This is a genomic window from Chitinimonas taiwanensis DSM 18899, assembly GCF_900119825.1.
GTDB classification, from domain to species: Bacteria; Pseudomonadota; Gammaproteobacteria; order Burkholderiales; family Chitinimonadaceae; genus Chitinimonas; species Chitinimonas taiwanensis.
In genome coordinates, this window is record NZ_FPKR01000020.1 from 1 (window position 1) to 23,171 (window position 23,171).

Consider the following 23,171-nt stretch of genomic DNA (forward strand, 5'->3'; position numbering starts at 1 on the left):
ACTCCCTGGCAAAGTACCGCGCGGCTTTTTTTAGGATGTCGCGCTCTTCTTCCGTACGGCGCAACTGGGCGCGCAAGCGCAGGATTTCTGATTTGGCCTCAATCAGGTCCGCTGCTTGTTTCTCGCTATTGTCGGGCGTTACCGCCCGAATCCACTTGTACAGGCTGTGTCCGGAAACGCCAAGTCGAGCCGCAACTTCGGCGACCCCATAGCCGCGCTCGGTCACTTGCTTGACGGCTTCTTCCTTAAATTCGGGTGAATAACGCTGACTGCTCATGGACATCCTCCTATGCTCAAATCATAAGCTGCGGATGTCTACCAGACCCGGGGCAGTCCAATCATAAGCTGCGGATGTCTACCAGACCCGGGGCAGTCCATATTGATTCGCTATCTGTGTAGGCTTTCCGGCCTAATCTGCGTGTAGCGCCTAAGCATGTCCCACGACTTATGGCCGGTCACCAGTGCTACTTCTTGTACGGCATAGCCACGTTCAAACAGCCTGCTCGTGGCTTCGTGCCGTAGGTCGTGAAGGTGTAGGTTTTCTATGCCGCAGGCCTCGCAGGCTTTTGCAAACAAGATCGAGACCGACTCTTCACGGTAAGGAAAGATGCGGTCCTCATCAGACGATCGCGGCAGATCTTGAATGATGCGCCAGGCGCGACCAAGAATCGGCACCAGTTGATCATTCCCTAGCTTGTTTTTTGGGTCCTTACGATCACGAATCATTGCGGTGCGTTTCTTCGTATCTAGCTCAGACCAGCTAATGCGGCACGCTTCGCCAAGTCGCAAAGGCATGCGCACCAAGAAGCGGAACAAATCTGCCATCTTGAGGTGCTTGGCTCGAGTTGCGTCGTACTTTCGAAACCAAGCCAGAAGGGTCCGGTACTCACCGGGCTTTAGGCGCCGATCACGTTCAACACCCTGGCCGATCATGTTGCCAGCCTTCAGCGTGGGCCGGATATCGTCAATGAGTGCTACGGAAAGTGATACGCCAAAGGTTGGCTTGGCCAGCTGTAGCACCTGGCGCAGATTGCCGAAATACTGGAGTAGGGTGGCTGGCGTGGATTTAAGCCGAACGCGCCGATCGGTGAACCAGGCCAGTATGTCGGCGCTAGTCAGCTGGTGTAGTGGCTTCTGAGCAAAGTCGGCCTCGGCCAGCACTTTATAGGTGTACCGCTTGGTTTCGCCGAAGGGCTTGAGCTGGTGGAAGTAGGCGACGTGCTTGTGAATGACGTCTGCCAAGGTTTGGCCGGATAAGCTGGCCTGCGCAAGCACCGCCGAAATCCCCTCGTCGTCCTGCAGCTGAGCCTCGAGCTTGGTAGCCCACTGCTCGGCTAGCTTCTTGGAGCTGAACGTTTTGGACCGATTCAGAATCAGCTTGCCGTTGCGCTTCTTACGGACTGTGGCGCGCCATTTTTTTGAACCGTCGCCACTCTCGATGGGTATAATCGTCGCCACTTTTCAGGGGGTGCTACTTGTAGCACTTTTCCGGTGTTGCAGGGTGCTACAGCGTAGCACCTAGGCTTACGAAATACCTCAAAATAAGCCAAAATACCCCGAAATCAGCTAGGGGCAAAGCACCAGAAATAGCCACGAAACCCTTGTGGCAACTGAAAATCAACCACTTAAGCTGATTGCGCCGCCCCTGTAGTTAAATGGATATAACGGCCCCCTCCTAAGGGGCAGTTCTGGGTTCGATTCCCGGCGGGGGCGCCAGTTCAGCCCGCTGGGCACCATTCTGCGCCGCCTTGACCTTGGCATCGATGCCCAAGGGCACATTCTCTGGATTGCTGACCTTCACCTGTTCGTTAAAGGGCGGGAACATCGGTTTCACCGCTGCCTCGAAGCGCACCAGTATGTCGTAATAGCTGCGTACATTCTCGACGAAAATTACCGTCTCTCCGCCGCGCGCGAATCCGTATTTTACCGTACTGAAGTATTCGTAATTGCGTAGTAGCGGGATGACGGTCTTCAGATCTGTCCAGCTATCGGGGTTCTTTTTCTGCCGCGCGGCCAGAATACGGGCGTCTTCCAGATGCGCCATGCCGATGTTGTAGCCGGCCAGGGCAATCCAGGTACGGTCGGGTTCGGTGATGCGTGCCGGCAGGCTGTCCTTGAGCAGGCCTATATATTTCGCCCCGCCCATGATGCTCTGCTCGGGGTCTAGCCGGTCGCTCACGCCGAGCCGGTCCGCCGTGTCATTGGTCAGCATCATCAAGCCGCGTACCCCGAAGGAGCTGGTGGCGAACGGATCCCAGTGGGATTCCTGATAGGAGAGCGCGGCCAAGAGGCGCCAATCAATGCCGTGGCGTGCTTCGGCCTCGATGAATAGGTCGCGAAAGCGTGGTAGCACGCTGACTCGGCGACTGAGAAAAGTGGTGGCGTCTATCGGCTGCAGGCGCTTGCTATGCCCGAAATAGCGGTCGAGCAGGCGCGCCAGCGTGCCGTCTTTCTCGATACGAGCAAAGAACTGTGTGACCTGTTCGGTAAAGCCGGACGGGGCATTGTCGGGCCAGGCCCAAGCGAAGGGCTGCGGTTGGCCGACCTTGAACGCCATCTCTACTCCAGGATGAAAGTTCTGTGCCATGGCCGCCCCATGCGCATTGACGATCGCATAATCGATCAGCCCGCTTTCCACCTTTTCGATCAGCTCCTCGGCATCCAGGTGTTCGGCTTCATGCCAGCGCAAGTGGGGGTGCTGCGCCTGTTGCGCCTTCATGCTGGCAGCGAACAGGCTGGAAACCATCAGGACGCCCTCGCCCAGATCGTCAAGGCTGCGTGGCTTGCGTTCTGCACTGCGGTAAACCAGCACCGGCTGCAGCGCAAGGTAAGCTGGGCCGAAGGTGATCTGCTTGCTGGGCTGACGGGTCATGCCCACCCCCAGATGCGCCTCCTGCTGACTGAGTCGCTCGGGCATGCCACCCAGACGCGGTGCCACCACGAAGCGTACTTTCACCCCCAGTTCATGCGCAAAACGCGTCACCAGATCGTAATCGAGGCCGGCGTACTTACCCTCGGCATCGATATAGAAGCTGCTGCTGCCATTGCGGATCAGTACCACCAGTTCGCCGGATTCCGCCAGCAAGGGAACCGCCTTGGCCGTCGGCGCAGCGCGCTCCGGCATGCAGGCGCTCAGGCCGAGCAGTGCAAAACACATCAAGCCTTTCCACATGCGCAGGAATCCCCGGTCGAACTTATGAACTTGGCATGATTGTGCCACGAGCCCTCGTCGAAACCATCGAATGAAGTTTGATTGACAAGTGCGCGCGACATGGACACAATGCGCGCCTTCGAGACGGAGAGGTGGCAGAGTGGTCGAATGTACCTGACTCGAAATCAGGCGATGCGGCAACGTATCCGTGGGTTCGAATCCCACCCTCTCCGCCACTCGACCCCATTAAAGCCCTGATTATTCAGGGCTTTTTTGTTTTTCTAATTTCTCTACCCACGTTTCTACCCATGTTTTGCGTCGCGCTAGGCGACATTCGAATCGCCGCCAGGCTTGGCCAGGCAAGCCGAGTACGCATTAGGCTGTACTGAGACGACATGGTGCAACACGCCGACCAGGCCGGCCATTCCGCGCGTCAGTGCAGCCTGAGACCACCGCACACACAATGGCATTTCTTGATCTGCAAAGGAATGCCATGTCACACGAAACCACTGCGTCCTATCTGACCCTCGGCCCTCTGCTGCGGGATCCTTGTCCCGGCTCCGCCACGTACGGGGCCGATAAGTCTTCAGCAGAAGTCGATGCGGATGCCGATGAGCTGACCGAAGCGCAGTTGGAGAACCTGTTCCTGCACATCCGACATGGCCTGCCTAATGGCATCGTCTTTGCGGACTGGCTCCAGCCAGGTACCTTGGATCGAGACAGTGCGTGCTATCTCGCCTGCGGCTTGCATCCGGTGTTTTGGGCGCATGGTGGCGGTCTACCCGCCTATGCCCAACCCAGCCTCCTGCTCGCACAAGCAGACCTGCTAAGACATCGGGCTCAGCAAGCGGGACGTGAGGTCGATACCCCACAGGGGTGGTTGCATTGGTTCCAGCAACTGGCGCCGCTTCTGGGGGCTCATTTCAAGCTCAACCGTTTGTTTGTCGATGCGGTGGCGCAACTGAGCACGGGGCTCGACGTGAGTGGGTTGCACGGCGCCGTACCAGCACCTACCGCAGCGACAGCGACAGCGCAGACCCTTGAGAAGAGAGTGGGACGCCCCCCGCTCACGCCACAAAAGTGTGGAACGGGTGGTCGCCCTGATGGCCGGGCTGAGGGCCGTGGATCCGCAGTCCTGGAACACGGCCTGCATGCCAGGCTGCAAGCAGGATCTGATTGGCCTCCTGACCCGTATCGAAGCCTGCTGCACCGCCTCTCCTCGGCTATTTGCCGCCCAGGCCGACCTTAGCTCTGGCGGGTTACACCTGGCCGGGTGGCAGGCCCTGCTCGGCGCGCAAGGCCTACTGGGACACTATCGAAGCCCTGTATCTGACCGATATCCCTCGGCAGTTCGCCAGCTGCTTTCCCCCTGCCTAAATGGGGATGAAATGCGTCGCGCCCCCTGCTGCGGCCCAGATCGATCTTCGCGAATCACGGACAAAATGATTTCCGGAGTTTTGGGGTGCTATTTCGAGGGGTTGGGGCTGTATTGAATGTGCGTCGTTTTCAACAACCCGAGACGACGTGATGCGCAATAGCCTGCAACAGTTCGACCACCTGCCCGATACCGCCTTGGTCAGTGTGCAAACCTTCGCCGCCCTGCTGGGTACGGGTGTGTCCACCATCTGGCGCCGCGCCAAGCTGGAGGCCAGCTTTCCGCAACCTGTGCGCTTGTCCACCCGCTGCACGCGTTGGCGGGTGGCAGATATCCGCCGCTTCCTCGGCCTGGAAGGCGGTGCAGTATGAAGCCGGTCTATCTCGCCATCGACGGCATCAAGGTGCGCAAGATGCTCGCGGCTGTGCGGCACAATCTGCGTGAGATTCCGGCCGACCGTCCCGGCCGGCGCCATATCGACCCGACCCGTTCTCACCTCAACCAGGTACTGCGCGGGCCAGCCGTTGCCAGCGAGGTGATGGCGCTGGAGCGCGCATTACGGCGCGAGCAATCAGTGGCCAAGCCGCAGAAGCATCACCTGCGCTTCTTGGAGGTGCTGATCTCGCTGCCTGGTGATCTTCGGGCGGATTTTGATCTGACACGATTTGCCGAGGACAGCCTGGCCTTTCTGGAGGCGTGGTTTGGGGTGCCGATCCTGTCGGCGGTGCTGCATCTGGATGAGTCGCAGCCCCATCTGCATGTGCTGCTGGTTCCGGTGAAGGAGGGCAAGCTGTGCGGTAGCGCGCTGATAGGTGACCGTACCCGCCTGCGTAGCATGCAGCAGCAGTATTTCCTGCAGGTCAGCCGGCGCTTTGGCTTTCGCCAGCCTCGCCAGCAGGCCCAGCTGACGCCGATGCAGCGGGAGGAGGCAGCGGAGCGTGTGGTGGACGCCTTGGCGGCGCATCCGGAACGCATGGCGGAACCGACTGCGCGATCACTGCTGACGGCCGCGATAGCGCCCAAGGTTGCGCCGCTACTGGTCTGCTTAGGCCTGGATGCGCCAAAGCAGCAGCGCAAGCCACCAAGCCGCTTTGTGCAGATCATGACGCGACCAGTGAACCCCGAGCCGAAGCCGAAAAACAGGCCACGCTCGCGGCGGTGTCGACAAGCGCCTAACGCTGTGTAGGGAGTGGGCTGGTGTTAGCGCTTGTTTGGCAGGGAGCTGGCAGCTGCGCGGGCCACCCTGATGCGCCCCTGCAAGATGCCCCTGTCGGGGTGATCAGCGCCATGCCTAAGGAGGTGAAGCACCAAGATGAGAGGCATGGTTTTGTGCGTTAGCCCGCAAGGCGGGCGTAGGGGTAGCGGCCCGTGGGCCGCGAAGGGGCGCCGCCCCTTTGCAACGGTGGCGATATCGGGTGCGGTTGAACCGGACACGGATCAACCGGCGACGGCAATTCCGCTTTGGTGAGCGGAGCGCGGTTGTCAGGGAGCTGGCAGCCGCGCTCGCTACTCTGATTGCACCTGTCGGGGTGATCAGCGCCATGCCTAGGGAGATGAAGCACCAGGATGAGAGACATGGGTTTGCGCGTTAGCCCGCAAGGCGGGCGCAGGGGTAGCGGCCCGTGGGTCGCGAAGGGGCGTCGCCCCTTTGCAACGGTAGTGGTATCGGGAGCGGTTGAACCGGATACGGATCAACCGGTGACGGCAAATCCGCTCTGGTGCGAGTGTGCAGCGCCGAAACCGCTGCCGAGTAAACGGCCCTGACCGTAACAAAACGTAACATTCCCTGCCGCATTGCTGTGCAGGGCTTGGCCTTGGAATGACGTTTAGCAAGCCTACCAAACTCTAAGGTAAGCCCTTGTTATGAAATAGGGCTTGCCCTTTGAGGCCTGCATTTCCCTTCGTGCGGCAGGTATACATTCCCGAAAAGTGACAACGTAAGGACCGTACAAACCTGTGCCTCGGGACGGGTGAGTTGGCTATGCCGCCCCATCCTCCTTTGAACCTGCACTGGCTCACCCGCTAGCCAATCCACATCGCCGTGTGAATAGGTAAATCTGCGTCGCAGACTATGACAATTGGGAGAGTTGCCGCGGCCGGTAGGCTCTATCACCGAATTGCGATACGCTCGGACCCGTTCGCATTGAACGGACAGATGAAAAACGGTACGCCGCTATGTGCGAGGCTGAGTCAGCATCGCGCACAGTGAGATGAGCCGCTAGCGATTGCAGGGAGAAGGAAGATGGCCACCCTCATACCCAGCCTGAATAGCTGCCTGGGGCGGATGACCTCGGGCGAGAAGCGTTTTGCTTATCGCCTGGAAAAGCTGCTGGAAGACGACTACCTGTGCTGGTACGACGTGACCGTGGGCGTGAAACGTCGGCGGCCTGACTTCCTGGTACTGAACCCGCAGCGCGGTTTGCTGGCGCTGGAGGTGAAGGACTGGAAGATTGGAAGCATCCGCGGTATTGACCCGATCACCATCGAGGCCGAGTTCAACGGCCAGATCGTCAAAGACGTGAATCCGCTGCTCAAGGCGCGCGACTTCATCAACGTCACCATCGACCTGCTCAAACGCGACCCCTTGCTGCTGCAAGCGCCGGATAGCCGCTATACCGGCAAGCTGGTCATGCCCTATGGCCATGGCCTGGTGCTGGCCAATAACGCCAGCCACGACCCCAACGAACAGGCGCGCGTGCTGTATGTAGGCATGACACGGGCGATGAATCGGCTGTGGTTGACCACGAGCAAGGATTCGGATTTTGCGCAGAAAGCGCAGCTGGCATGTACACGGCTAGCGGCGTGAGGATTGCATCTCGCATTTTCGACTCTTGACATCTTTCAAGTGCTGCCATATACGCTCGGCGCAGTCCTTTCGCCGCAGAATTTGCTGGACGAAATCCAATTCGCCTCTAGTTGGACGCTGAGTGTGTGCTTGGGCTAACGGTGAGTACAGCAAGTACCAAATTAGGAAGCAATCATGGCATTCAACGAAGAAGAAACACGCTTCCATCTCATTGATCCGGTGTTGCGGAAGAAAGGTTATGACGACCCGCAGCGCATCCGCTTGGAAACGCCAGCCCCTGTGGAGCCCACCGGACCGAAGGGTCGTCGCAGCAAGCGCAGCGGCCGAACCGATTACTTGCTGTGCGTACAGGTCGGTGACATGCCCAAGCCGCTACCTGTCGCAGTGTTGGAAGCCAAGCGTTCGGATGCCGACCCGCTCAAAGGTATGGAGCAAGCCAAAGGTTACGCGGACTGCACGCGCTTTGATGTGCAGTATGTGTTTGCCAGCAATGGTCATCTTTATGGGGACTACGACAAGCCCAGTGGCATCCAGACTGGCCCGCATCCACTAGAAGATTTCCCGCCACACACCGACCTGTGCACGCGCTACGCCAAGGACAAGGGCATCAATCTGAATTCGCCTGAAGCTGCCCTGCTGTTTCAGGCCGACAGCCCAGCTTGGTCAGCCTCTCGCTACTACCAAGACGCTGCTATCCGCGCCGCCTTCGAGAAAATCATCCTCGAACGGCAGGCCGGCAATGCGGCGCGGGTGCTACTCACGCTAGCTACCGGCGCAGGCAAAACTATCATTGCCACCAACCTGCTGTGGCGCATGGCACAGGCGGGGCTGTTGCCCAAGCCCGCGCTGTTTCTGTGTGACCGCGACGAACTGCGCGAGCAGGCTTACACCAAGCTCAAGGCCGCGTTTGGCGGCAATGCCCGCATCGTGGAAACCGTGCGCGGCCAGAACGCCGCCGCAAATGCGCGCATTCACATCGCCACCTATCACACACTCGGTATCGACGAAGACGGTAACGGTAGTTTCCTCACCGATCATTACGGCGAAGATGCCTTCAGCGTCATCATCATCGACGAATGCCACCGTTCGGCTTGGGGTAAATGGTCGCAAGTGCTGACGCGTAATCCCAATGCGATCCACATCGGCCTGACGGCCACGCCGCGTAAGCTGAAGCCGCCCAAGCACGAAAAGAAATCCAAGGACATGGAGACCGCCATCGCAGCGGACGATGCCATCACCGCGCACAACGTCGAATACTTTGGCGAGCCGGTGTACGAATACACGCTGGCGCAGGCGCAAGAAGATGGCTATCTCGCCGCCTGCGAAATCATCAAGCGCAAGGCCAACGTCGACGCCCGTGTTTTCACCCGCGAGGAAATTCTCAAAGCCGGTGTACGGGACATCAAAACCGGTAAACCGCTGACCGAGGAAGACCTGACCAAAGCCGAATACACCGGCAAGGATTTCGACGACGAACTGTTCATCGACCTGCGCACGCCCAAGATGTGTGAGGACCTGTTCCAGCTCTTGTGCGACAACGGCGGGCCCGAACAAAAGGTCATCATCTTCTGCACCCGCGACCTTCACGCTGACCGCGTGGCCATGCAGATGAATAACCTCTACGCCCGCTGGTGCAAAGAGAACAACAAGCCTCGCAAGGATGACTACGCATTCAAGTGCACAGGCAGCGCTGGCTCGGACAAGATCGAAATCATGCGGGGCAGTGGCGAGCGCGCCTTCATTGCTTGCACGGTGGATCTGCTCGAAGCCGGCGTGGACATCGAACGCCTGAACAGTGTGGTGTTCTTCCGCTACCTGCAATCAGCTATCAGGTTCTACCAGATGGTCGGGCGCGGCACCCGCATCCACGAAGAGACGCAGAAGTACAAATTCTGGCTCTACGACTACACCGGTGTGACCGACCTGTTCGGCGTGGACTTCATCACCAACCCGCCCCGCTCTGGCGGTGGCGGCGGTGGTGGCGAAGCCGGCGGCGATGATGACGACGACGGCAATGACGAAGGCCCGGTGGTGCCGGTCATGGGTGGGCAAAAGGTGGTCGTCAACGGCCAGGGCCGTTTCATTCTCGTTAACCGGGGTGGTGTGGCCACGCCGATACCGGTGGATGAATATCGGCGTGAGGTCATCACTCGCGTGCTCGCGGAGGCTCAAAACCTGGATGACTTCCGCGCCCTGTGGGTGGAAGCGAAAAAGCGTCGCCAGCTTATCGACCACCTACTGGGCGACCACCTCAGCCCCGAGGTGATCCGCGATGCCGAACAGATGAACGACTTCGACCTCTATGACTTTTTCGGCAAACACGGGTACCACGCCCGTGCGCTGACCCGGCCACAGCGCGGCACGGAGTACCTAAACACCAATGCCGCGTGGTTTGCAGATATGGACGCCAAATCGGCCATCGTGCTCAAGGGCTTGGGCCATCAGTTTGCGCTGGATGGCACCGAGGCACTGGAAAGCAGCGCCCTGTGGGATGTACCGGAAATCAAACTGGCGGGCGGGATTAACGCGCTGCGTGTTTTGGGCGCGCCCACGCAGGTGATGCAGGACGCGAAGATGAGGTTGTTTGGGGTATGAAGCTAGTCGAAGTCGGTGACATTTGTCGCTTTGAATATGGCAAGAGCCTGCCAGAAAAAACGCGTGATCCAGGCCAGTTTCCCGTCTATGGGTCTAATGGTCCTGTTGGTAGTCACACCGCCAGTTTCACTCAGGGCAAAACCATAGTTATTGGCCGCAAAGGATCGATTGGTGAAGTGCACATCTCCAGCGATGCCTGCTGGCCGATTGACACAACCTATTTCATCGACAAAACGTGTTCAGACTGCGACTTGGATTGGCTTGCCTATAGTCTCAAATATCTGAACTTGGCTGATTTGAATAAGGCAAGTGGCGTTCCTGGTTTGAATCGAGAGGATGCATATCAGCAGGAAATCTGGTTACCAGAAACGATTGAAGAACAACGCCAAATCGCCGCCCGGCTGAAAGCCCAACTGGCCGAAGTGAAAACCGCGCGGCAGGCGGCGCAGGTGCAGTTGCGGGATGCTGATGCGTTGCGTACCGCGATCTATCGCGAGGCATTCCATTCTGTTGTTCCAGTCGCAGTGCCACCACATTTCGAGGATGCGCCAGATGGCTGGAGATGGCACAAACTGACCGACATTGCCCAGCTGGAAAGTGGCCATACACCAAGCCGCCATCGTCCCGATTGGTGGGGCGGCGAGGTCTCGTGGATTTCACTAACAGAGATTCGGGCACTGGATGGCAGTTGGGTCGAGAGCACTCAATTGCGAACCAATGCCGAAGGTATCGCGAATTCGTCTGCACGCATCCTGCCGCGCGGCACGGTGTGCTACTCGCGCACTGCGTCGGTCGGTTTCGTCTGCATCATGGCCAGGCCGATGTCGACCAGTCAGGACTTCGCGAACTGGGTGTGTGGCCATGACCTAGAGCCGGAATTCTTAATGCACGCGCTGATTTGTTCACGCAAGGATTTGCGTGAAATCGCCACGGGCGCGACACACAAAACAATCTACATGCCGCAACTGGGATCGTTCCATCTGTGCGCTCCTGACATTGACGACCAACGCCGCATCGTCGCCCATCTAAAACAACAACTGGCCGAAGCCGATGCCCTGCGCGCCGCGCTGGAACAACAACTGCGCGATCTGGATGCCCTCCCGCAGCGCATCCTGGCACTAGCCTTCGAGAACTGAACATGGCCCGCCCCAAAAAAACCGAAAAGGCCCCCAAGGCCATTGCGTCCACCCAATCGCTCTCGGCCTTCGTAAAAAGCATCTGCGATGTGATGCGCCGCTCCAACTGCACGAGCGCCTTGCAATACGTGCCGGAACTGACCTGGATTTTGTTCCTGCGCATTCTAGATGCACAGGAAGCGCGCGCGGCAGAACAGGCTGAGGTGCTGGGCGCGGATTTTGTGCCGGCCCTGCGTAGCCCTTATCGCTGGCAGGATTGGGCCGCACCGTGGTCCGACAAGCCCGAGCATCCCCACACCCCGGAGGGCAAACTGCAAGGCTGGAAGCGGCAGGAACTGTTTGCTGCTGGCGATGGCCGGCTGTTTGATTTCATCAATAAAGATTTGCTGCCACACCTGCACAGCTTGGACATGAACCCGCAAACCGGCTTGCCGCACAGTTGGGCAACTGCCAAGCAACGCATCATCGGCCGCATCATGACGGCAGTTGAGCGGGTGCGTGTGGATGACGAGGCCAACCTGCGCGACATTCTCGACCGTGTGCACGAAATCAGCATCGACCACATCGACGACCAGCACTTCTTCACGCTGTCGCAAGTGTATGAAGATTTGCTGTTGAAGATGGGAGAGAAGAACTCCGACGGTGGGCAGTTTTTCACCCCGCGCGAGGTGATACGCGCCATGGTGCATACCGTGAATCCATCACTGGGCAAAACGGTGTACGACCCTTGCTGTGGCACGGGCGGCTTCTTGGCCGTGGCCTATGAGCACATCGAGCGCAAGCTGGGCAAGACCCCCGCATCGACCGACATTGAGAAACTCAAACACGATACGTTTTTCGGTCGCGAGAAAGAGAACCTGGTATTCCCAATTGCGCTGGCCAATCTGGTGCTGCATGGCATCGATCAGCCTAATCTGTGGCATGGCAATTCGCTAACGCGCCGCGCCACCTACGCCGAATTGTTCCAGCACGCACCCGCGCAGTTCGATGTGATCCTGACTAATCCGCCGTTTGGCGGTAAAGAGGGACGCGATGCGCAGAAGAACTTCGCGTTTGAAACAGGTTCCACCCAAGTGCTGTTTGTGCAGGACATCCTGTCCGAACTGGCGCCGGGAGGAACTTGTGCCATCGTGCTGGATGAGGGCTTGCTGTTCCGCACCAACGAGAGCGCCTTCGTCGAAACCAAGCGCAAGCTCACCGATGAATGCGATCTCTGGGCCATCGTCAGTTTGCCAGGGGGTGTTTTCTCCACCGCAGGCGCGGGTGTGAAGACCAATTTGCTGTTCTTCACCAAGGGCAAGAAAACCGAACACATCTGGTACTACGACCTGTCATGGGTGAAGGTGGGCAAGAAAACGCCGCTGACGTTGGCGCACTTCGGCTTTGGCAAGGATGGCGAAATGCTGGCTGATGATGCGCTGCCCGCCATCCTCATGGCAGACTGGCAGAGCGATGAAGAAAACGCAGGCAGTCTTTTCCCCAGTTACGCCCGCATGCTGCAACACCACGGCCAAGCCGAAGGCGCAAGCCGGTATTCCTGGACGATTGACTTCGCCGCTCGCCGTGCCAAGGCGCGCGAGGAGATGCAACCGCTGCTGGACAAGGCTGCTGAGATCAAAGCAGCAGTCGTCGACCTGAAAGAACGCCTCAAGCAACTGAAGAAAGACAAGGCTGACGAAAGCGAGATTGAGGCCTTGGAGGCTGACATCCGCGAGAAGGAAAAAGCGGCGCGCGACCTCGAAGCTGAGGCTGCCGCTATCGATGCGGCGGTGTTTGACCTGAAGGCGGTCAATCCCAACGCTGTCGCGGTGGTGGATGAGCGCACACCGGGTCAAATTATCCAGAACATCGCGGAGCAAGGGCGCGTCGTTGCGGATGCGCTCATCCGATTGAATCAGCTGATGGCCTCATCTGAGGCTTAGGAATGCATCGCCCCCCAAGTTGCTCGCGTGCTTCCGCAAATAGGTGGTGAGAAATCTGTCATTGCCAGCAATTGTGGTGCCAAGGATGTGGGGTGCACGCAGCGCCTTATATCTGTATCAACCCACAGAGTCGGACGCAGGTCCGGGGTAATGCGGGGTTGGCAATGAGAGGCTTGGAGGGATGGAGGCGCTTGATCAGTGAGTACTACAGGAGTCCCGGCCGTGGCGAATGTTGTGATGCCGTTCACGTATCGTGAACGAAGTGCATAGGTGAACGAATGACCTGTGGGGCGTTCAAGCGCTGACTAAGCACCAGGCATGGCCGCCAGCCGGTCTCGCTGGCGGCGCACACCGCTCAGGATGGCGTCGGCCAGGTCGGCCGGGAAGCTGGCGGGTAGCTGCGCCGCAAGCTGGTCGAGCACCTTTGGGGTGGTGTCTAGGAGGTCCTGCACTATGTGTTCGGCCTCTGCTTTGCTCAAGCCGCAGGCGTTGGCGTGCTTGATCCAGTGGCGTCGTTGAATGCGATCCAGCTTGTAGTAGTTGCTAGATCCGCGCACCGCCATCGCAAGTGCGGCATCCTGCCGCGCTAACTGGTTTTTGCCGCTGCCGATGATGGGATGCGCTGATAGCACGTCGTAAAGCGGGGTGGCGCGGAACTGATTTTGGGGCTGGTGGGTAATGCTGAAGTTCTTGGCATGTCCGTCGGTCGCGGCCAGCAGCCAGAACAGTATTTGGGCTTTGAAGAAGGCCGCACGATCTTCGCTGGCAGTTGCGCTCTTGGCTAGCAAGCCCATGATGTCGCTGATGCCTGGGCCGCCATCGCTTTGGTATTTCAAGTGGGGCGGTGTGCCGGTCGCTTGGCACATATCTTCTTGTGGCAGACGTACTAGCCAGCGGCCATCGGAAGCTGGGCGACGGTCGAAGCGGCGGACAATCAGTGCTTTCTGGTCCTCAAAACTAGCAATATCACAGTCGGCAATGGCCAAGCCAAATGCGGCGATGAGCTTTGAGCACAACCATTCATTTTCCACCGATGTGCGCATATCGGCCTGCATGCCGCCGACCAGCCCCATGGGTAGCTTGAAGATATGGGTGGTGGGCGTGCTGCCCAAGGGGCGTTGCCAACTTCCCTGATGCCATAGCAGCGCGGTTTTTTCTTGCGCGCCGGCAATGGACAAGCGCAAGGCATCGCTAGCCCCAGCCTTGGCAGGCCAAGGGCTGCCGGTGATGGTTTCGCGCAGGATGTGCGCGATATCCGCCTCCTGCAGTGCTTCGCCACGGATTTGGTAGATGTCGTCCGGCTGTTCGCCTTCTGGTAGCAGTTGGATGGCACCGACGCAGTCACGGCCGATGGCAGACAGCAGGGCAAACGGTTCCAGGCCTGAAGTTTGATAGCGGGTAGCAATACGGCGCCGTATGGCCTCGCTGTCGGGTAGCAGGTTGTCGAAGTAGCTGGTGACCAGCGGGCCGCTATGCGGTGCATTGCCAGGCAGAAAGGGTAGGCTGAGCGATAGAGGCCTTCCTTGCGCATGGTTAAGCCAGCTTGCGTCGTAGGTCAGCACGTCCTTTCCTCGCAGGTGCTGCCACTGGCCAACGCGTTCGCCATTCATCCAGATTGCCAAGCTGCGTAGTGCGGACCTGGCCATGGTTACCACGCCTCTTGCTTCGTGGCGGCGCTGGTCGATTCGGTGGGCGTGGAAGGGCCGCCCTCGCTGGCGATGCGCAAGACCAGATCGACCTGCAGAATTTGCAGCACGCTATACAAGCGCTCTAGGCTGGCTGACGCCGGGTTGGCTTCCAGCTTGGCATAAGATTGCTGGGTGATGCCCATGCGCTCGGCCACATCAATCTGACGCAGCTGCAGACGCTTCCTGGCTGCGACAAGGGTGGCTTTAAGCTGGCTGAGCGTGTTGATCTGGTAATCCATCTCGGACCCTGGCGTTGATTGGTACAAGCGTCATGCTTTCTTTTATTTACAGCCATTAGGGTGTTTTTGCAATAACAACCTTTGAGTTGTTATTCCCATGAACAGCCTTTAGGGTGTTTCCTTGAAAGAAAGATAGCCGCACCCTGTTCAGCGACACTGGGCCGACCAATCCGCCATCAACTGATGTCGCTTCTGCAGCAAGTCCCCACGCCGGAGCGCAGCCTTCACTGCATCGCTAACCGTCGCTTCCCAACCTTGGCTTTTATCAACCTAATTGGTGGTTCGCTGGTGCCAATGCAAACGCTATGAAACGCGAGATTTCAGCTGCAGCTAAGTGGGGCATGGCTTGTAGCAAGCAATGTGGGCCAGGTATGTCCATGCGTACCGTATCAGGCTTGATGCGTAAGATCAGCTCTGCTGCGGCCTTAGTGACTAATCGATCATGCATTGCCCGCAGGTAAAGACAAGGAACCTTGACTTGGGTGAGCTGCTCGGTTGCATCCACCGACAGTACGGCAGAAAGGCGCTCACGGAGTGTTGCTGGTGGTAATTGTGCGATAGCACTGTTTAGCGCCAGACGGAGCTCAGGTGTCGAGAACCCACCGAGTAGTAGCGGCGCCACCACCTGCTTCGGGATAGGAGGCATCGGCATGTGTGCGACCAGCTGCCGTACACCTGCAAGCATAGGCCTGGGGTTGCGCACAAAACTGGCGCACAGGATCAGTCCTTTGAGCTGAGGAGGGCTGTCTGCTGCGAGTGACACGGCAATCGGACCAGAAAATGATTCGCCCAAGAGCAGAAAGGGCTTGTGCTTAGGTAAGAGAGAACGAACCCGCGCTATCAAGGCCGCGTAGCCCAGCAATTCAGCTGCGGGGTAACGCACGGGAATGACATCAACGCTATCACCCAAAGCGGCAATCAGTGGCCTGAATAGTTCGCCTGTTCCATCCATGCCAGGCAGCAGTACTAAGGTTGGCTTCATATACCGACCATTACGCCATAGCAGGGTGTTTGTTTAGCCAAACTCACTTAGCTTCCAGCAAATACCAGATCACTGCCCCCCACTCGCTCTCAGTGGTAGCAGGAGCCGCTTCACCTTCCTGTAGCCTGCACAGTCCGGCTTCACCCTTCAGCGCCGGCGTATACCAATGGCCAGAGCGCGGGGCGGGGTGGCCAGGCAACAGGCGCAGTTGCTTGTCGCTTGCGCTGGTTTGCGCAGGTGGCGTCTGCAAGAAACGAACTTCAGGGGTCGGCCAGTCGCCATCCACGTCGAAACGGCGTATCCAGCGTTTGGTGTCATCGTCGTTGAAGCGTTCATTGGGGTCGCCATCCCATTCGCCCATGCTGTTGATGGACAAATTCTCGTAGCGGATCGGCTTGAGCAGCTGATTAAGCGCGATATGCGCGGCCGGAATCCCGTCTTCAACCGCCAGCAAGCTGGGCTGCTCACCAATCTCCAGCCAAAGACCGTGGCTAAGACGGTGCGAGCGCACACCGGTGGGTAGCTTGGCCTGCAGCTCATCCAGGCTCATGCCCAGCTTGGCTTCCCAGCGCTGCTCCACAAAGGTGCCCCAGGTCGTCGGGCGCAGGCCGCCAGATAGCGGTTGTGCAATGCCGTGATTGAGGCCGTGCTTCATCCAGAAGGGATGGTCCATATCCAGGCCGTAAAAACGATCCGCCAGCACCCGCTCCCAAGCGCCAATCTCGTAGTCGCTGCCGAATGCGAGCGGTAGAGCCATGGAGAATCCGCTATAGACCTGAACTGCGCGCAAGCGCTCGGTCACGCGCAGGACGAACGCCCGCCAGACGCTCTGATTCTCTAGCCACCAGCTCCAGCGGTAATAAAGCTGGATATAGGAAAACTTTTGCTCATCCGGACTCCAGACTGTGTTACGCCAGAAGTAAGACGCCGTGGCTGGAGAGGATGTGTGATTTTTCTCGTCGGTGAAATTGAAATTGAACGAGCTCTTCATGACGTCTTTGCGCTTCTCTTGAGCGAATAAACGCAAGTCAGGAAGACGCTTGGAACCGTACGGGTGCGGTCGCTCCGAATCAGGATGGGTGGCGATGGTGTAAGGCTTGCCAAGGATAGCCTCCCATTCCTCATGGATGTCGACCATGGCCAGCGAGGCGTCCATATGCTTCCCTTCCGGGAAGTGGAAATAGAACGTCGTGTACGGTGTAACGCCCAAATACTGCTCGTCATCGCCCCAGGCGCAGTTAGGCCACTCTTTGAGATCGCTGACAAAGCCGTCGATATCGCGTTGATTCAGAAACTGTTCGGTTGTGCTCATCGTCTTTTTTGCTCACGTGCGGGAGTCTTGGCCCCTTCCTTTTTAGGCGCAAAATCAACGCAGCCCTCCGTGATACGCAATGGCGCCTTCGACCACACCGAGTTACTGGCTTTCGATGAACAGCGGGCGGTCGATGTCGCTATTGAATAAGCCGACCCAGACCGCGTGGCCAGGGCGCGAGGTGAACTGCATGCCACGCGCGGGGGCGGCGGCGCGCATTATGACGTGCACTATCCGCGTTGGTAGCCAGCGACTATTTGTGCATCACGGCAGCTTTGCTATTCCTGACCGCCTCTATATAGGCATCGAGCATTTCCGTGAGGACACCGTCACTTTGATACATGCGGCTATCATCTGGGCCATCCGGAATGCCATGCGGCACAATTTCATGAATGACCCATCGCCCTTCTTTTTTCTTTAAATAGTAGTCAGTTACTAGGTTTTTATTGTGCGGCGTATCAAATACCACGCGCACCGAAAAAACCCCATAATTTGAGTATTTTTTTAATTTCCCCACGCGAATATTCTTGGCTTGCAAATCAGATTCCCGCTTGACACTTGCCTCTTCCAGGCCAAATCTAAAGTCGTAATAGAAACCATATCCTTTTCCAGCCTCCGGTACACGCTTGGAACTGCATTGCGACCAAAGGAAATTACCCAATACCATTTTCTCGAAAAATGGCGAAAAAATGCGCTCAACCTCAAGCGCCTCTTTCTCCCCTCCTCCCTCACTCCAATCATCATTCAGGCAAAAAAAATATCTATGAGGAATACGCTGGAACTTCTGTACAATCGACTCTGCCTCTGTGCGATCTACATCACTAGGCTGAGTTGCCAAGGCTGGCGTCATCCAAATGAATATCCACAATAAAAACAACTCTCTCATTTAGCATGCTCCTGCACATACTTAGCAAATTTTGACTTGAGATCAGACATATTGATTTGAGATTGTTTCCCGCCTCCCGGTAAAAATGCCCACTCGTTGTGTAATTTGGTTTTAATTGCTGCATCCTCAATCTTCTCTTCCAAAATATAACCGAGTGCGGTTTTAGACATTGCTCCATCCGGCCTTGTTTCGTTCCTGATCTGCAACAATAACAACGCGGCGCGATCTTGTCCTTCTGGGCTAAATTCTTTCGACCAACCAGTAAGCTGTTCCGTTACACGCTTCCATGTATCAGGCTTTATTTGATATGCTCCTGCTGGTTTGTCAATTTTATTGATTGAATGCGGGTGATCAGAAAAATTTGAGAACGTCACAAATGGATTAGAGCGCTCTTTCGGATCAAAGCGTAAAGCGTGATAAGGATCTTTAAATCCCTTCGCTTCATGTTCTCGGATAATACGTAAAAATGCCTGGACTCTAGCCCAGGCCAAAGTATCGCTTGATTTCCGATATACCCCGGTTACTCGGTAGCGCTTTGAACCTCGGCCAGTTCCGCCTAGCGCAGGCATAATTCCCCAAGCCGCATCGCTGACGAAACCATGATAAGTGCGTATATCAATATGTCCGGCGGCAGACGTATCAGTGGGTTTTACTTGTTCGTAAACGATGACGTCACCCGGCAGGGTATACATCAAGTTTGCTTGAACGTGGGTAATTCCCCGACCTGCTGGCTCTGGGGGAAGTTTCGATACTCTTTCCAGATATTCTACAGGCGAAATCCTGCCATCCATTTTTTTCTGTTTGAGGTTGGCGTGTTGCTTCTTCAGTTTTGCCTCATCAGCAGTAAAACAAATTCCATAGTCCACCTCAACCTGAGGCAGACTATTCGTCACATCCTTAAAACCAAACTTCACCCAGTCAGGACCACTATCCTTGGCGTTTTCCGTGCCCGTAATGTTGTTTGCATAGCCTGATTTCCAAAGCGCAATTTTTACGTAAGCCAAGCACCTGCCTTTGAACGCCGACGCTTCCTTACTGACAAATTTTGGACTTTCCTGCTCTGTATATGCACTGCGCACCGTGGCACTTAAACCTCTAGCCTTGGGGAAGGTTGCTTTGTAGTCCAGTAGTACTTGGGCTTCTGCGAAATCGATCAGTGCCTTTAGCTTAACAAGGCCGGCATCATCGAGCTTTTCACCAGATTGGACAGGCGTGCTTTGCGTATCTTTCAGGCGCAGGCCCGCGCTTTTTTTTCCAATCATTACACCAGCCTGTACGGCTTTCGCAGGTTTTTTCCTGCTGTGGTGCCGAGTTTGTGCGCGACACCCGCCGCGGCCACTGCGGAGAAATCGGCCCAGGTCCACATATTGAGTACAGGAAGCACCTTGCGTTTCAGCCAATCGACATTGGCATCCACAAACTTGATTAGTGGCAGGCCCTCCTTGGTACGACCAGGAACAGGTGGGCGCTTGACCGGTTCAGTTCTGGGCGGACTTCCCGTTGCCGTGCTTGGCACAGTGGGCGAGACAGCCTGTTTATCCAGGACGGGCGGTACCGGCGGTTTGTCTTCTTCTGCGGCACCGGGTGAGCCTGCCAAAGGTTCCGTTTCAACGCTATCAAAGCGCAATTTCGGGCTGTAGCAGGTGTAGCTATAGGACTATCTGCGCCGCTCAAGCAGTAGGGCTAAGTACAGGCCGAATCGTATAGTAGTTCGCATTAGTCATATCCGTCTGCAAAGTACCTCCTGAAACAGAGAAATGCTCGAAGGAATCATGCACATAGGTTGAGAACATATCGCCTACTGCAGGTGAAATCATCTTGCGATCGGGTGGTTCAATTTTTGCGCCTTTACCGCGTGGTGTTCTTGCAAGTATCGACAGCAGAAATGCCATTCGACGTAGTGCCTTCAAATCCTCTGCATTAGTGGATGTTTTAATCTTTGCTTCGACGTCTGCCTTGGCCATGCCGGAATCTATCCATGCCCAATACTGCTTAGTGTGTGCCTCGAAATGACTAGGGATCGTTCCGGAGGGTTTGGTAACGGCCATGTAATTATTCAGCGTGCGTAAGGCCGTATCAGGCACATTGAATGATGGACTATAGAGTTTTTTCCAATCATCTGATGCCTGAAGCTCGCCCAATGACATCATTTTCAATCCAGCGCCACGGGCCTCGTCCAGCATTTGTAGTAAAGCTATTCGGGCCAGTGTGTTCGGGCGGCCTTGTTGGACTGCGTCATAACCACCGCCAATATCTGCATGCGCTCCAGGATAAACAATGTGGCGCGCTTTCCCATCACCCACGGTTAATGGGAATGCATGACGTAATTCATGGGCGGCCACGATATGGCTGCACTTCTCCACATATGAAGGAATTGTCGTCTTGATCAATTCTGGCAGCTTGTTATCCGCCGCCATGCCTACCGATTCGACCGTATCAAATAGACCAAGAAACTTGATATTTAGGGGGATGCCGTTATACCGCAGTCGAGCGCCATCACGGGTAACCTTGCTGCAGCCCGCAATCCAGTGAATGAATGCTCTTGCTTCTGTTGCACCGCGAGAGAAACCAAAGGCAGCAAGATTAATTTCATCGACACGTCGCTGTTCTTTCCAATCGTCAATGTCGCGCATGAATTCGAATGTCGCTTTTTCCAATCTTTCCGTGATGCCATCAGCAAATGCCAATCCCAGCCCGCTTTCCCCCTCTTCTTTATAACCAACATCCTCAACTTCATGAATATGCCGCCCGCTGACCACTAGGCGCTTTTCGTATCTTTCAGAAAATTCAAATGGAGTCCCAAGCCCTTCGTAATAGTGACGAATTATCCCACTCTGCTGTTCTTCCAAATGCGCATCAAAAAGTGCTGCTACATTTGAATGCTTATTAGGAAAATCGCGCCTCCTATGATTTCCAGTTCCATCGAAAAAGAAGCTGATCCAGAGTTTCACATGACAAGTCGGGCAGGCTGGCAAACTCTTGTCATTGGTTTTTGCGCGAGCACGCTTCACCATATTCTCGACAGATTTTATTTTTGGCGTGATGGTATTTGACATGGCTATTTCACTCCATCAGCGCGAGCTAGTGGGCCTGTATTCATTGGTCCGGTATACTCATGCTCTTTTTTTAGCCCCAGCTCGTTGATTCTCGAATTCATCAAGTCCTGTCTAGGAAATATATTAACAGAACCGACAGCAATAACAACCTTACGCCCAGGAAGGACATGTACGATTGCATTTCCCGCGAGGTCTGGCCACCATTTCTCCACCGAAGCGATTACGGTAAATGGTTCGCCTTTTGAGGGAATCAGGGTCACTTCTGCAGTCTCAGCACCTAACGGTAATGCGATACAACATATACTACCTCCTCCTTCGACATCACCAATTTTTGCCTTACGAAGTCCCGTGGCAATAGTTTCCCCATTTACTTTTACAAATGAAAAAGATTCTTGAGAATAGTTGAATGCCACTCCACTCATTCCACCCACCATCCTCGGTTCCGCCTTACAGCCACATACAAGTAAGGCGAATGCAATTAAAGGCAGCCAAGCAAACAAGGCCGATTCAATTCGGGAATTCCCACCACGGTAATTCATTGTTTGTCTCCAATGCTCATTTCATCTACTTTCTGCCACTCATCTGAACTCACTTGATCGAGTGCCAGGCCAAAACTGGTTTTTCCTGTGCGGGCACGCTCCAGGGCACTGGCGAATGGCGAGGTAGCTTCAAAATTAGCGGGTAGCTGCAGACTCAATGCGCAGTACAAAGCAAGATCGGAACGCACTGTCAGGCCGAGTTCTTGTGCCTTGGCGATGCGCTCTGTAATTAGCTTCCAGCGTGCACATGCGGTTAACCCACTCAACAGGGTTGAATCGATTTCACGCACCTGATCTGCAACCGCCCAGGGAAACAAAGCATTATCCAGTGCAGTCACGATAGCCTGACTGAACTTGAGCGATCCGTTTAATACGGCAGTCTTGTGCCTTTCAATCTCTTGCATCAGACCGCAAGGACTGAGAACGGCCCACCGACGCACAGGCCCAATAATGCGTAAGCGCTGAGCCGGCGTCAGTATTGGCCATAGCGCACCCGTAACGTGAGGATCGTGAAATCGAAATAACGCGGCGCTTCCATTGGGCATGGCAACCTCGCGAATTGCCCGCAAATGCTCATCCAGCTCGGCAAGACTGCAATCTCCCAGCAGGAAGCTGAATGCCTCATGCTCAAGCGCTTGCTGTGCAAGAAAATGTAATGCGGTCTCCTTGTCTGGCACCTCAAGCAACCAAGGGCCTGTCTTGGCGATCTCCAGGCCGCCGAGATCATCGTAGAGCTTGCGCAGCTTCGAGATATTTTGCTCATGGAGCTTTTGTTCAAACTCAGCCCAGTTCGGCACCTGGGTGCAATCAACCAGCACAAATAGACGGAGTTTTGCGGTCGCTATGGAGCTACCGCCCTCGACAGACTTCGTTTGAAGCCAATGGACTAGTTCGGCCGCTGTTTTGACAGAAACGCTGAGAGACTCGGCCATATGACTAGCTCAAAGGGATGAAGGCAGCACTACGCGCAGATGCCGCCAGTGCACAGGGTAAACGAAGATCACTGGCCGCCCAGCGAGGCAGCGGAAATGTCATGTTGGCCGCCCCCACAAAGCTCTTCCTACTCGCCTTCACCGTAATCGTCCCCGGACACGCCACCGTGATCCCACCATCCAGCGTGATGCTCGCGCCGCCCGCCGTCTGGATCACGATCGTCTTGGCTGCCGCCAGCGTGGTGTCCGCCTTGGCCGATTCCAACGTCAACTTGCCCTTCGCGGCCAGGTTCATCGGGCCGGCGTGGGCTTGGATCAGCAGGTCGCCTTCGCCGGTGATCGCGCTCAGGCCTTGGCCCTGGTCCTTGTCGCCTTCAGCCAGGCCGCCGGTGAAGCTGATCGCCTGGTTGGCATCCAGGCGCAGCTGATGGCCGGTGAGCAGGTTCAGGTGGCCGCCGGCCAGCCAGTTCTGGGTTTCGCCGGTCAGGAAGAAGGCGTCCTGGCTGGCGGCAAGGATGCCGCCACGCGCGGCGAGCAGCAGCAGCGGGTCGG

20 protein-coding genes, 2 tRNA genes and 1 pseudogene are annotated in these 23,171 nt (G+C 56.5%); 8 read left to right on the forward strand and 15 right to left on the reverse strand.

Annotation, left to right across the window (positions count from 1 at the left end; all coding sequences use genetic code 11):
- Window positions 1-277 (reverse strand): annotated as a pseudogene (locus BT173_RS18735) (transposase); the annotation flags it as partial.
- Between the two features lie 110 nt (window positions 278-387).
- Window positions 388-1,458, reverse strand: coding sequence for a tyrosine-type recombinase/integrase (locus BT173_RS18740; RefSeq protein ID WP_072430205.1), 1,071 nt, complete (start codon window positions 1,456-1,458; stop codon window positions 388-390).
- Between the two features lie 183 nt (window positions 1,459-1,641).
- On the opposite strand from BT173_RS18740, the gene BT173_RS18745 reads away from it, so the two are divergent.
- Window positions 1,642-1,716: transfer RNA gene (locus BT173_RS18745), tRNA-Arg, on the forward strand.
- Here BT173_RS18745 and mltF read toward each other — a convergent pair.
- The gene (gene mltF, locus BT173_RS20090) at window positions 1,676-3,172 is read right to left on the reverse strand and encodes a membrane-bound lytic murein transglycosylase MltF (protein WP_084658888.1); all 1,497 of its coding nucleotides are present in this window, start codon (window positions 3,170-3,172) and stop codon (window positions 1,676-1,678) included. The two genes, BT173_RS18745 and mltF, sit on opposite strands and share 41 nt — an antisense overlap.
- A 125-nt stretch (window positions 3,173-3,297) precedes the next feature.
- On the opposite strand from mltF, the gene BT173_RS18755 reads away from it, so the two are divergent.
- A tRNA-Ser gene (locus tag BT173_RS18755) sits at window positions 3,298-3,387 on the forward strand.
- A 350-nt stretch (window positions 3,388-3,737) separates the two neighbouring features.
- On the opposite strand, the gene BT173_RS18760 is transcribed toward BT173_RS18755, so the two are convergent.
- On the reverse strand, window positions 3,738-3,920 hold the full coding sequence (locus BT173_RS18760) for a hypothetical protein (protein ID WP_072430206.1): 183 nt from the start codon (window positions 3,918-3,920) through the stop codon (window positions 3,738-3,740).
- 758 nt (window positions 3,921-4,678) lie between these two features.
- Between BT173_RS18760 and BT173_RS18770 the strand changes: the two genes are divergently transcribed.
- From BT173_RS18770 to BT173_RS18795, 6 genes are all read left to right on the forward strand, one after another.
- Entirely contained in the window at window positions 4,679-4,897 is a 219-nt protein-coding gene (locus tag BT173_RS18770) for a helix-turn-helix transcriptional regulator (protein ID WP_072430208.1), read from the forward strand.
- Window positions 4,894-5,712: a plasmid recombination protein gene (locus BT173_RS18775; RefSeq protein ID WP_072430209.1), complete on the forward strand. Its 819-nt coding sequence runs from the start codon at window positions 4,894-4,896 to the stop codon at window positions 5,710-5,712. Before BT173_RS18770 ends, BT173_RS18775 begins: the two co-directional genes overlap by 4 nt.
- A gap of 1,056 nt (window positions 5,713-6,768) precedes the next feature.
- Window positions 6,769-7,332 (forward strand): nuclease-related domain-containing protein, encoded by a 564-nt coding sequence (locus BT173_RS18780; protein ID WP_072430210.1) that lies wholly within the window; start codon window positions 6,769-6,771, stop codon window positions 7,330-7,332.
- A 174-nt stretch (window positions 7,333-7,506) separates the two neighbouring features.
- A complete protein-coding gene (locus tag BT173_RS18785) occupies window positions 7,507-9,927 on the forward strand; it encodes a DEAD/DEAH box helicase family protein (RefSeq protein ID WP_072430211.1) in 2,421 nt (806 codons plus the stop codon).
- A complete protein-coding gene (locus tag BT173_RS18790) occupies window positions 9,924-11,063 on the forward strand; it encodes a restriction endonuclease subunit S (RefSeq protein WP_072430212.1) in 1,140 nt (379 codons plus the stop codon). The genes BT173_RS18785 and BT173_RS18790 overlap by 4 nt, the downstream gene beginning before the upstream one ends.
- A gap of 2 nt (window positions 11,064-11,065) precedes the next feature.
- Entirely contained in the window at window positions 11,066-12,985 is a 1,920-nt protein-coding gene (locus BT173_RS18795) for an N-6 DNA methylase (RefSeq protein WP_072430213.1), read from the forward strand.
- Between the two features lie 305 nt (window positions 12,986-13,290).
- Here the strand turns inward: BT173_RS18795 and BT173_RS18800 are convergent, their stop codons facing one another.
- The 11 genes from BT173_RS18800 to BT173_RS18845 all read right to left on the reverse strand — a co-directional run.
- Window positions 13,291-14,595, reverse strand: coding sequence for a type II toxin-antitoxin system HipA family toxin (locus BT173_RS18800; RefSeq protein WP_308417597.1), 1,305 nt, complete (start codon window positions 14,593-14,595; stop codon window positions 13,291-13,293).
- A 38-nt stretch (window positions 14,596-14,633) separates the two neighbouring features.
- Window positions 14,634-14,912, reverse strand: a complete 279-nt coding sequence (locus BT173_RS18805) for a helix-turn-helix domain-containing protein (RefSeq protein WP_072430215.1) — start codon at window positions 14,910-14,912, stop codon at window positions 14,634-14,636.
- A 265-nt stretch (window positions 14,913-15,177) separates the two neighbouring features.
- A complete protein-coding gene (locus BT173_RS18810; protein WP_072430216.1) occupies window positions 15,178-15,894 on the reverse strand; it encodes an alpha/beta fold hydrolase in 717 nt (238 codons plus the stop codon).
- 43 nt (window positions 15,895-15,937) lie between these two features.
- Complete coding sequence (locus BT173_RS18815; protein WP_072430217.1) at window positions 15,938-17,206, reverse strand: type VI immunity family protein; 1,269 nt, start codon at window positions 17,204-17,206, stop codon at window positions 15,938-15,940.
- Between the two features lie 253 nt (window positions 17,207-17,459).
- Entirely contained in the window at window positions 17,460-18,092 is a 633-nt protein-coding gene (locus tag BT173_RS18820) for a hypothetical protein (protein ID WP_072430218.1), read from the reverse strand.
- Window positions 18,089-19,354 (reverse strand): lysozyme family protein, encoded by a 1,266-nt coding sequence (locus tag BT173_RS19500; protein WP_139256237.1) that lies wholly within the window; start codon window positions 19,352-19,354, stop codon window positions 18,089-18,091. Before BT173_RS19500 ends, BT173_RS18820 begins: the two co-directional genes overlap by 4 nt.
- Complete coding sequence (locus BT173_RS19505) at window positions 19,354-19,719, reverse strand: hypothetical protein (protein WP_139256238.1); 366 nt, start codon at window positions 19,717-19,719, stop codon at window positions 19,354-19,356. The genes BT173_RS19500 and BT173_RS19505 overlap by 1 nt, the downstream gene beginning before the upstream one ends.
- A 43-nt stretch (window positions 19,720-19,762) precedes the next feature.
- Window positions 19,763-21,148, reverse strand: a complete 1,386-nt coding sequence (locus BT173_RS18830) for a T6SS phospholipase effector Tle1-like catalytic domain-containing protein (protein WP_072430220.1) — start codon at window positions 21,146-21,148, stop codon at window positions 19,763-19,765.
- A gap of 2 nt (window positions 21,149-21,150) precedes the next feature.
- Entirely contained in the window at window positions 21,151-21,687 is a 537-nt protein-coding gene (locus BT173_RS18835) for a DUF3304 domain-containing protein (RefSeq protein ID WP_084658886.1), read from the reverse strand.
- Window positions 21,684-22,619 carry a DUF4123 domain-containing protein gene (locus BT173_RS18840; protein WP_072430222.1) on the reverse strand — a complete coding sequence of 312 codons (936 nt, stop codon included), beginning with the start codon at window positions 22,617-22,619 and terminating at the stop codon, window positions 21,684-21,686. Before BT173_RS18840 ends, BT173_RS18835 begins: the two co-directional genes overlap by 4 nt.
- Before the next feature lie 4 nt (window positions 22,620-22,623).
- A partial coding sequence (locus BT173_RS18845) for a DUF2345 domain-containing protein (RefSeq protein ID WP_139256239.1) occupies window positions 22,624-23,171 on the reverse strand: 548 nt, incomplete at its 5' end.

Excerpts from the sequence above, each read along its gene's own strand:
- mltF (WP_084658888.1), bottom strand. The coding sequence starts at position 3,172 with ATGTGGAAAGGCTTGATGTGTTTTGCACTGCTCGGCCTGAGCGCCTGC.
- BT173_RS18760 (WP_072430206.1), bottom strand. The coding sequence starts at position 3,920 with ATGCGCCCAAAACACCGGATGCAAGCCGCAGGCGAGATAGCACGCACT.
- BT173_RS18770 (WP_072430208.1), top strand. The coding sequence starts at position 4,679 with ATGCGCAATAGCCTGCAACAGTTCGACCACCTGCCCGATACCGCCTTG.
- BT173_RS18775 (WP_072430209.1), top strand. The coding sequence starts at position 4,894 with ATGAAGCCGGTCTATCTCGCCATCGACGGCATCAAGGTGCGCAAGATG.
- BT173_RS18780 (WP_072430210.1), top strand. The coding sequence starts at position 6,769 with ATGGCCACCCTCATACCCAGCCTGAATAGCTGCCTGGGGCGGATGACC.
- BT173_RS18785 (WP_072430211.1), top strand. The coding sequence starts at position 7,507 with ATGGCATTCAACGAAGAAGAAACACGCTTCCATCTCATTGATCCGGTG.
- BT173_RS18790 (WP_072430212.1), top strand. The coding sequence starts at position 9,924 with ATGAAGCTAGTCGAAGTCGGTGACATTTGTCGCTTTGAATATGGCAAG.
- BT173_RS18795 (WP_072430213.1), top strand. The coding sequence starts at position 11,066 with ATGGCCCGCCCCAAAAAAACCGAAAAGGCCCCCAAGGCCATTGCGTCC.
- BT173_RS18800 (WP_308417597.1), bottom strand. The coding sequence starts at position 14,595 with ATGAATGGCGAACGCGTTGGCCAGTGGCAGCACCTGCGAGGAAAGGAC.
- BT173_RS18805 (WP_072430215.1), bottom strand. The coding sequence starts at position 14,912 with ATGGATTACCAGATCAACACGCTCAGCCAGCTTAAAGCCACCCTTGTC.
- BT173_RS18810 (WP_072430216.1), bottom strand. The coding sequence starts at position 15,894 with ATGAAGCCAACCTTAGTACTGCTGCCTGGCATGGATGGAACAGGCGAA.
- BT173_RS18815 (WP_072430217.1), bottom strand. The coding sequence starts at position 17,206 with ATGAGCACAACCGAACAGTTTCTGAATCAACGCGATATCGACGGCTTT.
- BT173_RS18820 (WP_072430218.1), bottom strand. The coding sequence starts at position 18,092 with ATGAGAGAGTTGTTTTTATTGTGGATATTCATTTGGATGACGCCAGCC.
- BT173_RS19500 (WP_139256237.1), bottom strand. The coding sequence starts at position 19,354 with ATGATTGGAAAAAAAAGCGCGGGCCTGCGCCTGAAAGATACGCAAAGC.
- BT173_RS18830 (WP_072430220.1), bottom strand. The coding sequence starts at position 21,148 with ATGTCAAATACCATCACGCCAAAAATAAAATCTGTCGAGAATATGGTG.
- BT173_RS18835 (WP_084658886.1), bottom strand. The coding sequence starts at position 21,687 with ATGAATTACCGTGGTGGGAATTCCCGAATTGAATCGGCCTTGTTTGCT.
- BT173_RS18840 (WP_072430222.1), bottom strand. The coding sequence starts at position 22,619 with ATGGCCGAGTCTCTCAGCGTTTCTGTCAAAACAGCGGCCGAACTAGTC.